The 15,199-nt window shown below is 45.1% G+C and carries 10 protein-coding genes; 4 read left to right on the forward strand and 6 right to left on the reverse strand.

All coding sequences use genetic code 11. The annotated features are described in order from the left end of the window. Positions 1–33 precede the first annotated feature (33 nt). Together ACXAGK_RS18725 and ACXAGK_RS18730 are read left to right on the forward strand one after the other, a co-directional pair. Positions 34–588: a hypothetical protein gene (locus ACXAGK_RS18725; protein WP_474857400.1), complete on the forward strand. Its 555-nt coding sequence runs from the start codon at positions 34–36 to the stop codon at positions 586–588. A 232-nt stretch (positions 589–820) separates the two neighbouring features. Next, positions 821–3,268 carry a S8 family serine peptidase gene (locus ACXAGK_RS18730; protein WP_474857401.1) on the forward strand — a complete coding sequence of 816 codons (2,448 nt, stop codon included), beginning with the start codon at positions 821–823 and terminating at the stop codon, positions 3,266–3,268. Between the two features lie 325 nt (positions 3,269–3,593). Here the strand turns inward: ACXAGK_RS18730 and ACXAGK_RS18735 are convergent, their stop codons facing one another. From ACXAGK_RS18735 to ACXAGK_RS18760, 6 genes are all read right to left on the reverse strand, one after another. Next, positions 3,594–4,223 (reverse strand): response regulator, encoded by a 630-nt coding sequence (locus ACXAGK_RS18735; RefSeq protein ID WP_474804562.1) that lies wholly within the window; start codon positions 4,221–4,223, stop codon positions 3,594–3,596. Continuing rightward, the gene (locus ACXAGK_RS18740; RefSeq protein WP_474857402.1) at positions 4,220–4,909 is read right to left on the reverse strand and encodes a sensor histidine kinase; all 690 of its coding nucleotides are present in this window, start codon (positions 4,907–4,909) and stop codon (positions 4,220–4,222) included. Before ACXAGK_RS18740 ends, ACXAGK_RS18735 begins: the two co-directional genes overlap by 4 nt. Continuing rightward, the gene (locus ACXAGK_RS18745; RefSeq protein WP_474857403.1) at positions 4,902–8,087 is read right to left on the reverse strand and encodes a protein kinase domain-containing protein; all 3,186 of its coding nucleotides are present in this window, start codon (positions 8,085–8,087) and stop codon (positions 4,902–4,904) included. The genes ACXAGK_RS18740 and ACXAGK_RS18745 overlap by 8 nt, the downstream gene beginning before the upstream one ends. 122 nt (positions 8,088–8,209) lie before the next feature. Continuing rightward, positions 8,210–9,052 (reverse strand): GAF domain-containing protein, encoded by an 843-nt coding sequence (locus ACXAGK_RS18750; protein WP_474857404.1) that lies wholly within the window; start codon positions 9,050–9,052, stop codon positions 8,210–8,212. A gap of 147 nt (positions 9,053–9,199) precedes the next feature. Next, the gene (locus tag ACXAGK_RS18755) at positions 9,200–10,045 is read right to left on the reverse strand and encodes a DUF6689 family protein (protein WP_474857405.1); all 846 of its coding nucleotides are present in this window, start codon (positions 10,043–10,045) and stop codon (positions 9,200–9,202) included. Positions 10,046–10,137: 92 nt separating this feature from the next. After that, entirely contained in the window at positions 10,138–12,615 is a 2,478-nt protein-coding gene (locus tag ACXAGK_RS18760; protein ID WP_474857406.1) for a S8 family peptidase, read from the reverse strand. Positions 12,616–12,901: 286 nt separating this feature from the next. On the opposite strand from ACXAGK_RS18760, the gene ACXAGK_RS18765 reads away from it, so the two are divergent. Both ACXAGK_RS18765 and ACXAGK_RS18770 read left to right on the forward strand, forming a co-directional pair. Continuing rightward, positions 12,902–13,960, forward strand: coding sequence for a chemotaxis protein (locus ACXAGK_RS18765; protein ID WP_474857407.1), 1,059 nt, complete (start codon positions 12,902–12,904; stop codon positions 13,958–13,960). A 90-nt stretch (positions 13,961–14,050) separates the two neighbouring features. Continuing rightward, complete coding sequence (locus ACXAGK_RS18770; RefSeq protein ID WP_474857408.1) at positions 14,051–15,103, forward strand: aldo/keto reductase; 1,053 nt, start codon at positions 14,051–14,053, stop codon at positions 15,101–15,103. Positions 15,104–15,199 lie beyond the last annotated feature (96 nt).

A 15,199-nucleotide genomic window follows, 5' to 3' on the forward strand; every position in this document is an offset into this window, starting at 1 on the left:
CTGAGCCTACGAAATCACATGGGTAACCATTCTATGAAGTCATTAATTGCAGCAGTGTTCGTTCTTTTTTCCGCGCCTTCTTTCGCTGGCGTAATCACTTATGATTTCACTCGATTAGTGTTAGGTGACGAAGCTGACGAAACCAGCTTAATCGGGCAAATCACCTTCGATGAAAACGAAACCCAATTTAATATGAATACATGGCTATCGTTTTTCTTTCAGCTAGAGTTTGATGGCGTCTCTTACGATATTTTAGAAGCCGACATTGCTGACTTTGCGATAGTTGATTTAGATGATGGTGTGTTTGGTGATGAAAGCAGTGAAGGCTTTGAGTTCTTCATTGAAGATTCAAGCGTTCCTTACGAGTTTACTATTAGTTCAGGTTTAGCTGGACTAGGGCAAACCGATACTTGTGTTTTCTTTGAAAATAGCGACCGCTGTGCGGGCGGGTTGTTTCAATTGGTTAAAACTGTCGAGCCGAGTAGTGGCTCCAATAACGGCTCGACGCAAGTGAGTGAACCTGCTTCCTTCGCATCAGCAATGTTAGTTTTGTTCGCGTTTACCTCACTGAGGAAGCGCAAACAGTAAAGCATTTTTAATTTTAATAAGCGTTTCATTTCTTTTACTGTGTTCGTTCCCTCCAACCTATCAATGTTTCTCGATAGTTGGTGTTTTTAGCCCTCCATTTGTGAGGGCTTTTTTCTTTTTAGATTTCTGATTTTTCAACGCTTTTATAAATCACACCGAATAGGGGGAACTCCCCATAGTTTTGCTTCTTTGGTTGTTAAATACTCAAGGGGTACTCAAAGAGAGGTGTATTATGAAGTTCCTTAATAACAAAACAGTATTATCAGTTGCTATTGCTTGTGCCCTACCAGCGAGCATGGTGAATGCAAAAACTTTCGATAAAACCTTGGCTGATGCACTTGCTGCTTCGCCACTAGAACTACAACAAGTTATTGTTACATTTGAAGGTAAGGGACCTGCCACAACAGAACAAATTACAGCACTTGAATCGTTAGGCATCACTGGTGGTGTTAGCCTGCGTAACGTGCCAATTGTTGGTGTGTTAGCCAACAAGCAGCAAGTTGAAGCGCTTTATCAACGTGATGACGTTGTGTCAGTGTGGAACAACGACCCACTAGAATTAGAGAACCATGAGTCTACCCAAATTACCGGCGTACAGGCACTACAGGCTGACCGCGATATTCGCATTAACGGCATGCCAGTATCAGGTAAAGGCATTGGTGTAGTGGTAAACGACTCGGGTGTTGACGGTACCCACGGTGATTTAGCTTTCCCTGATCACGTTGTGCAAAACGTTTTAGCGCAGGTTAATCTAAATAGCTACAGCGGCATTTTACCGATTACATACCAAGAAAACGTATCTAACACCGATATCCTAGGCGGTCACGGTACTCACGTAGCAGGCACAGTAGGCGGTAACGGCGCCAAGAGCGGTGGTTTACACGCAGGTGTAGCACCAGGTGCAGACATCATTGGTTATGGCTCGGGTGCCGCTTTATTTATTTTAGATACTATCGGTGGCTTCGACTACGCGTTAACACACCAGTTCGATTACAACATTCGTGTTATCTCTAACTCATTCGGTAACACAGGCGATGTAGGTACAGACTTCAACCCAGACGACCCAACCAACGTTGTAACTAAAGCATTGGCTGACAGCGGTATTATTACCGTGTTCTCAGCGGGTAACTCAGGTCCAGGTGAATCAACTATTACCGGTAATTTTAAAAAGGCACCTTGGGTAATTACAGTGGCTGCGGGCAACAAACAAGGCGAGCTAGCTGATTTTAGTTCTCGTGGTGTTGACGGAAAGGGCGGGCAGGCAGTTGTTGATGGCGAAGTGTTCACGTGGGAAGACCGTCCTACCGTAACGGCGCCTGGGGTAGACGTCATATCTGCCCGTGCATCACTGTCTAGCTTAGGCGGTTTAAGTGCAGCTGACGACGCGGAAATGATTGAGCCACAGCACTTACCGTTTTATACCGTATCTAGCGGTACTTCAATGGCAGCACCGCATGTGTCAGGTATTGTTGCTCTTATGCTAGAAGCGAATCCAAACCTTCAATGGGAAGACGTTAAACGCATTCTTCAAGAAACCGCAACGCCGATGGCAGGCATGGATGAGTGGGAAGTGGGCGCAGGCTACGTTAACGCTTATGCTGCGGTAACTGCAGTGCTTGACGGTGAAGAAGTATTTGGCGATACAGTGAAGAAGAATCGCGAGTTTAACGCATTTGCTAACGTTGCTGAAGGCGATAGCTTTACGCTACCTACCACTTATCTTCCTGTTGGTGAGTCACCAGTAGAAGAGTTTGAGGTAACGTCTGACGTATCTATGGTGGTGGCGAGCGCGTCAATTGAAACGGCAACAGCGTTCGTATTAGAAGACCCGGCAGGAAATACCTACGGTTCTGGCATTGGCCTACCTGTTTTAGGTTCTTCTGTTGGTACAGCTGCTCCGGGTATGCCGGGTACATGGAAACTATATAGCCGCGGTATTGGCAGCATTAGTGGTGTATCGGTTGATCCACTCGGTGTTACAAACGGTGTGGGTATACCTGGCACCAACGACGTGAACATTCGTTTGTTAGTTACATCAGGCTATACCGGAATTGATGATGCAGAAGGTCACCCTGCTAAACCATTTATTGAATACGTAGTCGCAAATGAGCTAATGGACGCAAAAGAAAGTGGTTTTGCACCAGATGCACCGTTAACGCGTGTAGAACTTGCTGATACGCTAGCGCTTAGCGCTAATCTTCGTCAAACCAACGATGGTAATACAGTGAACTTCACTGATGTGAGTGCAGAAAACGCTGCCGCCGTAAATTCAGCAACAGCAACTGGCGCTGTATTAGGTGATTTAGAGATGAATACGCAACCGGTGATGCAAGTTGACGGCGACTTCTTTGGTAGCAATATGGAGGTAAGTAAGGAAGAAATGGCGTACTCAATGGTTCAAACATTAGGTCTTGAAGATGCCGCGAGTAGCTTTGACTCTGAAAAGGTTATCGCTATCGTGCTTGGTGAAGCGGTGGAAGTTGAAGATACAGATGCAATTGCACCTGAGTATCGCGGCTATGTTCAACAAGCTTTAGCTGCAGGGATAATGCAGGTGGAAGTGAAGGTAGAGCAAGGTCCATTTGACCTACAGCCTACGCTTAAAGCCTTCTTTAACCCACAAGATGGCGTATCACGAGGCGAAGCGGCGTTTATCCTTACGCAATACGCAGAACTTTAGTCCTTAGGGTTGAGGGCCGGTTGTAACATTCAAAACACGCGGTAAACCCATCCATGGGCGCTCCACAGCAGCATCCCTGCTGCTGAGGGTTTTGAATGTTACAACCGGCCCTCGCGTAATTTTTAGAGAGGGGTAGCTGAAGCAAGGCCCCTCTCTTTTTTAACGTATAAAAGTTCTATAGAGTAGTGTTCTACTTAACGGATTTCGCTTTTGGAGAGTTCACTAAAGCAAGTTTAGTGCTGAGGGTTTTAGCTACTGCAATCAGTATTCGCTTAATATGTAAAAAGGGGAAAGAATAGAGTTGTACGCTCCGAACAAATTCCAGCTACTCTAGCAAGCCTGCTTTTCCTGCCATTCTGATAAGTTCTGCGGAACTGCTTAAATTGAGCTTTTTATAAATGTTGCTTCGGTGATTTTCTGCGGTTTTAAGACTCATATCTAGTAGTTCAGCAATCTTCTTACTGGTGTTGCCTGCGGCAACTAAGAAAAAGACTTCTCGCTCTCTTCGCGTCAAAACGCTCAGCGGTGATACGTGCTTTTGACACTGCTCAGTGGATGACTGGGTTAATTCGTCGGGGAAAGAGGTTTTGTTGGCCGCCACTTTTTTTATCGCATCGACTAAGCTGTCCCCAGACGACTCTTTTAAAATGTAGCCCTTTGCGCCAGCGTCGCGCATGGCCTCTATATATTCCACTTCGTTGTGCATAGACAGCACAAGTATCTTTGCATCACTGCGCTGAGACAATATTTTATCAATGGCAACGAGCCCGCTCATGCGCGGCATAGAAATATCCATCAGAATAACGTCGGGGGAGAGTTTTAGCACCGCTGCAATAAGCTCAACACCGTCATCACATTCTCCGACCACTTCAATATCTGGGTTTGCATTTAGCATTTGAGATACGCCTTGACGCATGAGTACATGATCGTCGGCTAGCACTACTCGAATTGTCATACAGGTACCGTTACTGTTGTTCTTGTGCCTTGCCCTACAGCTGAATCTATTTCTAGCGTAGCGTTGAACGCTTCGGCTCTATCGCGAATACTTGAAAGACCAATGCCAGGCTCTATTGTTCTACTATCAAACCCTACACCATTATCAAGAATATCTAAACGAATAACGTTATGGTGGTAAGAAACCGTCAGGGTAAGGTGTGTTGCTTCACTGTGCTTTATAGCATTTACCAATGTTTCTTGCGCAATTCTGAATAATAAGGTGCTTATATCTTTCGAGAGATCTGTGGGTAGATTTATGTCAGTGTTATACGCCATATCTTCACCACTAAGCAGGTTCCGACACAGCCAGTTTAGTGCGGGTTTAAGGCCCAGGTCGTCTAAAATGGTGGGGCTCATAAGGCGTGATAGCTGCCTCACGTCATTTAGCGCCATTTCAGCGATACTGTGTAGTGCTTCTATTTCAGGCGAGGAAGATGAGAGCGCCTGCAGTCGTCTTGTCAGCCCAGTAAGTAACTGCCCTATACCATCATGCAACTCTCTAGAAAGTTTAGCTTTTTCGGATTCTTGTTGAGCCCACAGGCGTTTCGCAAGCTGCTGAAGTACTTCCTGATCAGCGTCTAGTCGCGCTTGAAGTGTTGCCTGTAGTGCCTTAATGCTCTCTATTTCTTTGGCTAAATCACTCAAAATAGGCGTTCCTGTAGTCACCCGCTTGTTTTTCAGGTAGTTGAGACAGCCACTGCGTTGTTAACTTATTTACGGTATCTTCTTTGCCGGGAATAGCGCGATAGTATAGGTGATTGCGCCAATAGGAAGGGTATAGCGCGAGCTTTTGCTTGAGCTTTTCAACTGATGCTTCATCACCTAACGACGCTTGTATATACAGCCACTGCAAGTATTGTTGATAATAAGTAGGTTTAATAAGAGTGCCAAGCTTTTCCATGATACTGCTCGTAGCTCCTAAAGATAGGCGCTGCTGCATATCGAGCAAAATCTTTGTTTCGGTGATCGCGGGTACATTGTCGTTATTTAGAAGCGTTTTGTAGATGTCGTCACTTTCATCGTTAAGGTTACCTTGATGATGCTTTAACCCTAACGTTAACCATTGATAAACGGCGAATTGCTCGTGACGTTCTTCGCTTATGGTGGGCAATACCGACTCAAGACGCTTCTCTAAGCATGACCAGTTTGCAGTTAACAAGCATATTTCACCCTCCCAGAGCAAAACTTCTGTTTTTGCTCGGCTATCTTCAGACTCCTGAGCTAAGCGTTTTGCCTGTGCAGCATGTTGTGTGGCTTCTTCTAAATTTCCGTTTGCAAAGTTTAAATAGCTGAACAGAAGATTATTTATCATTTTTTCTTGGTTATGCTGAGTACCTAGGTTTTTATCTACAGTTGTTAAGTGCCTTGAAGCGGTGTTTTTATCACCTTTTACTAGACTCAATTGCGCAAGGTTTTGCTGGGTTCGAAGTAGGTGAGATTCATCACCATTTCTTTCAAATAGCATCTTAGCCTGCTGCCAGTATATTTCTGCAAGAGAGATATCACCAATCAAAAAGTGCATATAGGCCACGTTGCTCATGCTTTGGGGCTGAAGTACCTTGTCATCGTTTTGAACACGAATATCAAGGCCTCGTTTGTAGTAATCTAACGCTCTTGCAAACTGTCCTCGTTCTTCAAACATAAAGCCTAGGGTGTCGTTTACGTGCGCTTCTTGTGCTAAGTCACCTAAATCGTGAAGCAGCTTTACTGCTTCTTCTAGCGACGCTTCAGCAGTGGTGTAGTCGCCTGTGAGTGAAGTAGCGATAGCATAGTTTGCTAAGGTTTTGGCCCGCTGAGAAGGCTGTGTTTTCGCATCTCGCAGCGCCAGCGCATCCCTAAAATAACGCGCCGCTGCTACATTGTCGGCCGTTCGCAGGTAGGCAATACCAAAGGCATTCAGCACTAAACTTTCACCTTGTGTATCTTTGGCTTGTCGAAATGCCACCAGTGCGCGTGTTAACGAATCGCTGGTGGCCGTTTCTATATCTCCGTCAATAATCTGCAAACGAGCCAGCTCAAACCACAGTTGTCCATTATTCGGTCGAAGGGCTAAAGCGGCTTTGTAGTCGGCCATCGCTTTGGCATCTTCGCCCGCCCACTGGTATATGTCGGCCCGCATTGATAGCAATTCTGGTCGGTTAGGAAATTGAGAAACCAGTGCATCTATCGATTGTTTTGCAAGGGCTAAATCTTCATTAAGTTCAGCCCGTAGAAGTTCACTTTGTAGTCGCCAATATAGCGCTAATTCGGGAAGGCTGGTTAAGGTTTGCAGGGCCTGTCTGGCACCATCATAGTCGCCAGTATTCATCCTATTGCGGGCTGTGGCTACCCACCCACCGGGGTAATCGGGGGTTGTCGCGGTAATGGCGTCGACTGCATCTGTACTATTTAGCGTTTCTCCCTTTTGCCACGCTGAATCTAACGCATCTAGATAACGTAAATCAGGGAGTGGTTGAGGGGCTTGAGTTTCAACAGCATCAAATAGTTGCTGAATTAACTTGTTGGAAAACTCCACTAAATCCTCAGAAAGGGTGTTTGCATCCACATTGTGCGACACGGTAAAAATAGGCGTATTGGCAGGCATGCTGAGTAAGCTTGCGTGAAGCAAATACGTACTATTACTGGTAGGCGTAGCATCAAGAAGCAGTACAGTATTAGCTGCAAGTGTAGCGGCTAAATCAGTGCGATCATTATTCTTAGTAAAGGGGGATAACCCTAAATTGCTTACCCAAGCTTGAGTCTGTTCTTTGTTGTCTAACACTATGTTGGGGTGGGTAGACAATGGGTAACGAAGTAATGTGTTAATGGTTTCTAAAAGCGGGTATTGAGGGTCATTCAATACCAGAAGCTGAATAGGACTATCTGTCGCTAATTTGGGGTGACTTTTTTGATACCAAGTGAAGGAAAAAATACTGGCACTCCCAATTAATACCAGTAAAGCAATTATAGAAAACCCAACAAGGGTTTTGTTAGGCACGGTCGCACTGCCATTAACGCTAAGGGCATGACCTTTAACGCTGAGGGCTCTACCATTAACGCTAAAGGCTTCTTCCAGCGAAAGCCTCTTGGCCGGTAAGTGATGAGTTAATTGAGCAATGCAGGTTTTGCGCTTTTTCAACCACAAGTAATGGGAAATGCCAACGCCTTCTTTTTCAACACAGCCCAACATGTCTTCTAACACTTTACCTAGGCTATAGGTGTCAGAATGCTCACTTGCTTTTCCGGTTTGAATAACTTCAGGAGCTGTGTAGCGTTGATGCCCGCTGGTTTGGACACCCGAAGCCGCGCTTTGACCAATGCCAAAGTCGATAAGCTTAATATCTTCATTGTGGTCAATTAGGATGTTGTCTGGCTTTATATCGCCGTGCTTAATACCTATGGATTTACATGCAAGTAAGGACTCAATGAGCTGTTGTTGCCACTTATCGAAGTCGGCTTTGCTGATAGGTTTTTGAAGGCGCGTATAAAGAGGCTCCCCTTCTATGAAAGCCATGGTAAAGAATGCAGTATCTCCGTCAGAGAAAACATCATGTACACGAATGATATTGGGGTGTTGAAGCTGTCTGGCAATATTGACTTCATTGCGGATAGTTTGCATTTTAACCGGGTCGCTAGCACCACCTTCTATCACTTTTAGCGCCACTTTCACATCAAGCAGCTCGTCGAGCGCACTATAAACATTAGCCTGAGCGCCACAGCCTAACTGTTCTACAATAAGAAAACGGTTAGCTAGGCGTGAATTTGGCGCAATAGATGGCCCTAAAGCTAAGGCTTCAGTTTTAAGGGAATTATTTTGCGACGAGAATACATCTGGCCTGTTCAAAGCCTTCTCCACACTTCACTAATTAACGTGACGAAGCAACTTAAATAGGGTTTACGCCACGCAGGCCTGTCTACAATAGGTATAACAAATGGTCGACTGGCTTAAACGTTATTGCTTTTATTCTAGCTTATAAGTGAAAGTTTATGCTCTATTGTGTGGAATAACAAACGCGTGGAAATCATATTTGCTAAGGAGGTGGCAAATTCTATGTCCGTTTGTGTGAAGTAACGTCGCCCTAAAACAGAGTCAGCATATAAAACACCAATAGGCTTTTCATCCAAACATACGGGTACACAAACGGCTGCCTGAATACCGTGGTTTATTATACTGTGCTGCTTATTAAGCGTGTTGTCGCAAACAATATTACCGATAGCGCGAACGGCATTTGTCTGCATACATTGATTGATAATAGTGCGGCTGCCTGTAAAGTCATCGCCCTGCATCCAATCTTCATAACCTACACCAAGCTGATAGTTATTTATTTTATCAAACAGAATGAGCGAAGCGCGTTCGCACCCAAGCGACTGAGTTAGACACTCTCTGGCAAGGTTAATAAGTGTAGTACTGTTATTACAGTGCTGTAGTTGGTTTTGATATCGTTTTAGCTGTTGCTTACGCCATTCACGTTGGCTATCAAGTTTAACGACATTGTTAAATGCGACAGGCGTGAATTCACAAGGAATCGGCCCAAGTTGCAAAACGTGAGGTTTATCTAGCGTAAGATGTTTTACGGGTATGCCTGCGTTGCTGAAGCACCCTGTAGAACTGGTGTCGTTCAACTGCCAAATATGGTCGTTGTCAGCATATTTTGCGGCGCGTAAAACAATGTGAGAACGTGAGATTTGAGGGTGAGGAATAACGATGTCGGCATTATCGGCGCGTCCGACTTGATATTCACGGCCCTCAAAAAGCAAGTGTTCACTAACGCTGCCGTTGCTTTCTGTAAAGGCAAACTGTAATGGCATAGCATCACCCTCATCGTGTCACTGTCGCTGAATTTTTATTGTTTTTGCAACTTACGACCATGCCCGAATAGGCATGAAGCCAAGTTGACCGTAAACCCGTGTAGCTGTGTTTAAAAAACAGTGTAGATTTAAGGTCAACAGGACTATTTACAGCGTTCTTAAACTAAAACGTAATGTTTGCAGTTGAGTAAGAAGCAAACCTTTCACATTAACTACGTCGCCACTTGACCGCCAGACGTCGGCAATCTGGCTTCCAGAAGCACTATCAACAAGTGTGATAAGGCTATCAACCGCAGTTAATGCTGCATCGTCATCGTTTATCGCCAGCGCTGACTGAATGTCATTTATTCCGCTATCAATAGCTGCTTCTAGCAGTGGTGCTATTTTGTCGCGATTACCATTAACAGTCGTACTTAAAGAGGCAACTTTGTCGTTAATGACAATAGTTGAAGGACGATTGTCGAGCAAGATAATGAAATCGGAAAATTGACCTGTGCTACCGCGCGCGCGAATACTTCCAGACGACATAAGTACAGTTATATCTTCAAACTGCCCGCCGTCATGCGACGTAAACAAGCGCCATGGAATGGTTGGGGTGTAATGAATGGCTTTGGTGTAAAGCTCAACCGTCGCTAAACCTTCAAAGCCAAATCCTGCGTCCGTTTTCGGCGAAATAGAAACAAGAACAGGGAAGCCTGAAACGGCACTTGTTAGTGCTGAAGGCAGACGGTCTGTAATCGTTAAGTCTGCTGGGTCTAGCAACTCTGCAGTAATATCAATAGTGTTAGCATTAAGACCAATGCTGTTTTCAAACTCAACGGTCAAATCAACTTCGATTAAGCTGGTAAGCGCAAGCTTCGCCTGGATCTTATTGTCATCGACAGTTAGGGTTGCAGGAGTAACTACCTGTGCTTGCGCGGTTGAAAGCAGAAGTAATGCAGTGGTGGCAACAACAGTAGTAAGTTGTCTGAATTTCATCGCAGTAAACATCATAGGATGACCTCTTTCAGTGTTGGTTAAAATTTAACCTAAAATAGCGCCATTATCAATTAGTATAATGGCACCGTTTTCAGTGGTTTGCGATTTTATTCAAAATATTGGGTGAAAAAGCGTGAAGCGAGTACAGCATAATGCGCTCTGGTTATCACTGTATCTGGCGCGAAGCTCGCAGTCATAGTTGGCGCAATGCTAAATGGGCTTTGCTCTACACCAAACTCAGCGTTAATGAGAGACAAGGTTAGCGCTAACTGCACATATCCCTTCATATCAGCCGGAATGTTGTCTTGGTCTTCTAAAATGATTTGTTCGCCGTTATAGTCAACAACGATGTCGGCATTGGGGTCGAAGCTAAGTGCTGCTTCTTCAAGACCTAACATTTGCACCAGCGAATAAGCAATATCTAACTTGGTTACGCTAGCGAAGGGGTCGGCGCTGCCGCCTACGCTTCTTAGGACAGGCGCTTGTGTACGAAGCTTATCTTTAAGTGCACCACCTTTGACCATGACCGATTCTACAAACGCTTTATCAAACCCAGGTACAGAGCCGATGTTAGGGCGCTCTTCGTTTAGCAGGTCACGGTATTGTCTTACTGCACCGCCCATTACCGCATAGCGAGCAAAGTCCTTACGTTTAAGGCGGGCATCTGGCGAGAAACCACGGCTGTTAATGGCATCCATTAGACGCTCGCTAACAGCAAATTCAATGGCGTTTTGCTGAGGGTGACCTTCAACATCATCCATACCTTCAAAGCCACCACTATTTTCAAACGAGACAGTAACGTTGAAGGTTTCAGGCAGACCTGGGCCGTTGGTTAAACCTAATGGGTCGGCCTCAATACCCGACAGTGACGTCAATCCATAGACATATACGCCCCAAGTGCCCGGCATTGCAGGAGCAGCGACACGCATGGTAGTTGTAAGCACTGGTGTTGTAAGGTTACCGCGATATTCAGTGCCGTCCGGCGCAACAAGAACAAGCTTGGTTAAGTTTGCGAAACTATCGGCAGACGCTTTAACAAGTACTTCTTCTGTTCCTACTTCAAACTCTATAACTTCAGGCGCACCTACTGGAGAGTAAAAAACATCGAAGTTTTCTACACGGTCGCTGGTGGTCACTAGTGCATTTGCTTTGAAGCTTTTGCCATCTAGGTTATTAACCGTAACTTTATGATCCATGTCTTCAAGAAGGGCCGCGGCAACCGCAGAGCGCGCGTTAACATAACCCGCACCCACTTCCCAGCGCTCGTAGCCAGGCATATTAGTAGCAGTTTCTTGAAGCAAGCGCTTTATGGTTAAGTTATCAAGATTTGGGTTTGCTTCTAGCATTAACGCAATAATGCCCGATACATGTGGCGTTGCCATAGAGGTACCAGAGATCATGGTATAGAAAGGAATATTTTGCGGCTCTATCGCACCAATATCACCATCACCGCCATTAGCTGCCGCATTTAAAACAGCGCGAGTAGAGATAATGTCTACACCAGGAGCGACAATGGTTACGTCGTTTGTATACGTCCAATCTGTGCCGTCTGGCATAGTAAAGTCACCAGACTCGCCTTTAAGACCACGAGATGAAAAATCGGCAAGTTTGCCAAACTTATCGCCCGCACCAACAGAAATTCCCCAAGGAATTTGCGCGTATGGGTTATGTGAATCTTCACCTGGGCCATCGTTACCCGCAGCGAAGACACTAATCATACCCATTGTGTGCGCTTTATAGCTGGCCAATGATACAGGACCAAGTGGCTCATACTTGCCGCTTGAACCCCATGAGTTGCTAATAACTTTGATAGGGTTGTCAAAGGTGTACTGCTTACTTATCGCGTAATCAAAACCACCGATGGTATCAAGTAGCACTACCGCTGCACCCGAACCATAACCAATAATATCTGCATCAGGTGCTGCGCCGCGGTGCTTGCCGCCAGACATAACGCCAGTACCTGCGATAGTGCCAGTCACATGTGTACCGTGGCCTGAGTTTAAGTCTGTATTTACTTGGTTAGATAATGTTGGGCCAGTTATACCAACAATAGACAATGCGCCTGGGTTCAAAATCGCTTGCACATTATCAACCACGGTATCACCAAAGAAGTGGTCTTGATGAGAAGCATCAACACCAGAGTCAATGACTAAAACCGTTGAACCTTTACCAGTAAATTCGACATTGTTGCGCGATGCAAATGCTTCGCCCTGCATATCAGCAACGCCCGTTATTTCACGCGCGTCAGCGTTGTATAAGCTCATCTCACGGTTTGCGAATACTGAGCGTACCCCGTCAAATTGTGCAATAGCTTCAATTTGAGCTTTGGTGGCTACTACACCAATAATTGGCAGGTTTTTAAACTGAATACCTTCTGTAATACCCAAGTTTAATAGTTGAGTAATTTGAGATTCAGCAAGAGGCGACATTTGATCGTACGTAACAACCGCCATCAATGATTCTGTAGGGGATAGAGACACTAGTTTATCGGCCATTTGAGAACCAATGTAAGCGTCGGCTAGCGTGTGAGCCGAAGGACTTGCCAGCATTGCAGCAGCTAAGGTAGATAGGGCGAACTTCTTCATATTCTTCTCCAAATTCTAAAGGCTGCGGTTTGCTTTGGTATCGGGTTACGTCATCGCAGCAAGGTACGCCTCAATAGTGACTTTTTGAGAAGGGCCAGAACATAGGGGTTTCACCCTAATTATAAGACTTTTTTAAATAGCAAAACGTTCAAAAATGCTACAAAGGTTTAATAATAAAACGTGCGTTAAACATCTATATTGATGACGTATGTTGATGTGTTTTCAGCGTTTATTAGCTTTTTTTTATGTAGCTGGTGCGCGCAATTTCTCCCAAGAGGAGCTTGTCATGAAGTTCGATTCTATTAAATCTCGCCTAGTTTTAATGACCCTTGTCTGCGTTATCGGTATGGGGGTATTAGTTGTTAGCCAGCACTACTTTACCCAACGACTTATAGGGTTACACCAGCAGCGTGATGTGTTGTTAAGAATGGGGCAAGATCTGCTGCAAATGAGACGACATGAAAAAGACTTTCTTCTGCGCCACGAGACCGTTTATTACGACAAGTTCCTTGAGCGGAGCTATGAATTTAAAGGTCGCTTAACAACTCTGGTTCCCTTGTTCAATGAGTACAGATTGCCTGTGGCTGACGTGGAAAGCCTGTCATCTTCGATAGAAGCCTATAGCGGCACATTTCGACAGGTAGTATCGCTTCAAGAACGGATTGGATTAAGCCAAAACGATGGTTTGAGAGCGCGCATAACCGAGTTAGAAAATACCCTTAGCGAAGGGCTGCGTGCTCAAGACTCGCGAGCGAGTGAACTGTTGACTGGTATTCAACTGGCAACGCGCAATTATCAGATAAACCAAGAAGGGGTTTACGCAAGGCAAATGATGACGTTGAGTGAGCGTTTAGCTTCTGAATATAGCGGTACTGCTTTACTGAGCGGCACTTTGGTTCAATATAGAGAAGCGCTTTTACAGCTAGTTGATGCATTTACTACCTACGGCGTAACTCATAATGAAGGGCTTCGTGGCGAATTTAGACAAAGCGCTCACAATGTTGAAACTCAGCTAAAAGGCGTCGATGCCGCCCTGCAACCCATGATCGAGCAACAAGAAGCACAGGTGCGTATTTATAGCTTAAGTATTGCCGCGCTTACGTCTGTCGTATTAATTCTGGTGCTGATCAAGAGTTTTGCGACATTTCATCGCGCATTTGTTAACTTTCTTACTTTCTTTTATCGCTGCAAGCGTCAGTATCAAACGATTGATACCAGAAAGTTAGGGTTTGCAGAGTTAAAGTCACTCGCAGAACTGGCGAATGAAATGGTCGAGTCGAAAAGAGATATTGAGGCGCGTCTCGCCAGCGTCGAAGCCGAGTTGGCCAATAAGAAAGCCTCATAGCTTTCATTTAAAAGCTAAAAGTAGGTAGATTTTCTAAAGCGGCCGACTCACTATTGCATAAACAAGGTATAAGCCAAGGTAGAAGCAAAGATGAAGTTTAACCGCTTAGGAAGTAGCGACCTACAGGTGTCAGACATCTGTTTAGGAACAATGACATGGGGTATTCAAAATACCCAGCAAGATGCAAATGAACAAATAGCTTACGCCCTCGATAAAGGTGTTAACTTTTTAGATACCGCGGAAATGTATCCCGTTCCTCCTAATGCCGATACGTACGGCGATACAGAGCGCATTATAGGTAATTGGCTCTCGCGAAATGACGCTAAGCGCTCAGATATTGTATTGATGACTAAAGTTGCCGGCAGCGGATTGAAGTATATCCGCAATGCTGGCCCCATTACGTCTGATGCAGTTAGCAATGCGCTTACTGATTCGCTAGAGCGTTTAAATACTGAATATATTGATGTTTACCAGCTACATTGGCCGAACAGGGTAACGCCACATTTTGGAAAGCATTGGCCTGATGGCGCGGATCCCACGAAAACGAATCGCGAAAAAGAAATAGAGGGTATGCGCGATATTCTTTTGGGAATTAAGCGGGCATTAGACGAAGGAAAAATAAGACACTGGGGGCTGTCGGATGATACGCCTTGGGGCATTCACATTTTTCTTACCCTTTGCAAAGAGCTCGATATGCCCCTTCCCGTATCTATCCAAAATGAGTTCAGTTTACTGCACGCAAAAGACTGGCCGTATTTAATCGAAATGTGTGAGCTAGAAAATATTGCATATTTACCGTGGTCACCATTAGCGACAGGCATGCTAAGCGGCAAATACCAAAACGGCGCAAGACCAGAAGGTAGCAGGTGGACGCTAGCTCAGCGCATGGGACTGTTCAGAGATAAAGCGCCTGCCCAGGCTGCCACTGCAGAGTATGTGAAGATTGCAGAAAAAGCAGGAATAACGCCCTCGCAATTAGCGTTAGCATGGTGCCAGCAAGTACCTGGCGTTACGTCTACTATTATTGGGGCAACAACAATGCCTCAGTTAAAAGAAAACATTGATGCGTTTGATATAGAGCTCTCAAGCGAGACGTTGAATGATATTCACGATGTATTTAGAAGGTATCCTCTTGGTTTCTAATAGCTAGTGCTTATTTGATGAAGAATGGCGGGTATATCCCGTCATTTTTGTGTCACACGGTCGTAATAGTATGGTTTTTTCTGTCTTAACTCGTAC

Source organism: Alteromonas sp. ABM1_013 (genome assembly GCF_056160505.1).

Coding starts and splice junctions, on each gene's coding strand:
- ACXAGK_RS18725 (WP_474857400.1), top strand. CDS start 34: ATGAAGTCATTAATTGCAGCAGTGTTCGTTCTTTTTTCCGCGCCTTCT.
- ACXAGK_RS18730 (WP_474857401.1), top strand. CDS start 821: ATGAAGTTCCTTAATAACAAAACAGTATTATCAGTTGCTATTGCTTGT.
- ACXAGK_RS18735 (WP_474804562.1), bottom strand. CDS start 4,223: ATGACAATTCGAGTAGTGCTAGCCGACGATCATGTACTCATGCGTCAA.
- ACXAGK_RS18750 (WP_474857404.1), bottom strand. CDS start 9,052: ATGCCATTACAGTTTGCCTTTACAGAAAGCAACGGCAGCGTTAGTGAA.
- ACXAGK_RS18755 (WP_474857405.1), bottom strand. CDS start 10,045: ATGATGTTTACTGCGATGAAATTCAGACAACTTACTACTGTTGTTGCC.
- ACXAGK_RS18760 (WP_474857406.1), bottom strand. CDS start 12,615: ATGAAGAAGTTCGCCCTATCTACCTTAGCTGCTGCAATGCTGGCAAGT.
- ACXAGK_RS18765 (WP_474857407.1), top strand. CDS start 12,902: ATGAAGTTCGATTCTATTAAATCTCGCCTAGTTTTAATGACCCTTGTC.
- ACXAGK_RS18770 (WP_474857408.1), top strand. CDS start 14,051: ATGAAGTTTAACCGCTTAGGAAGTAGCGACCTACAGGTGTCAGACATC.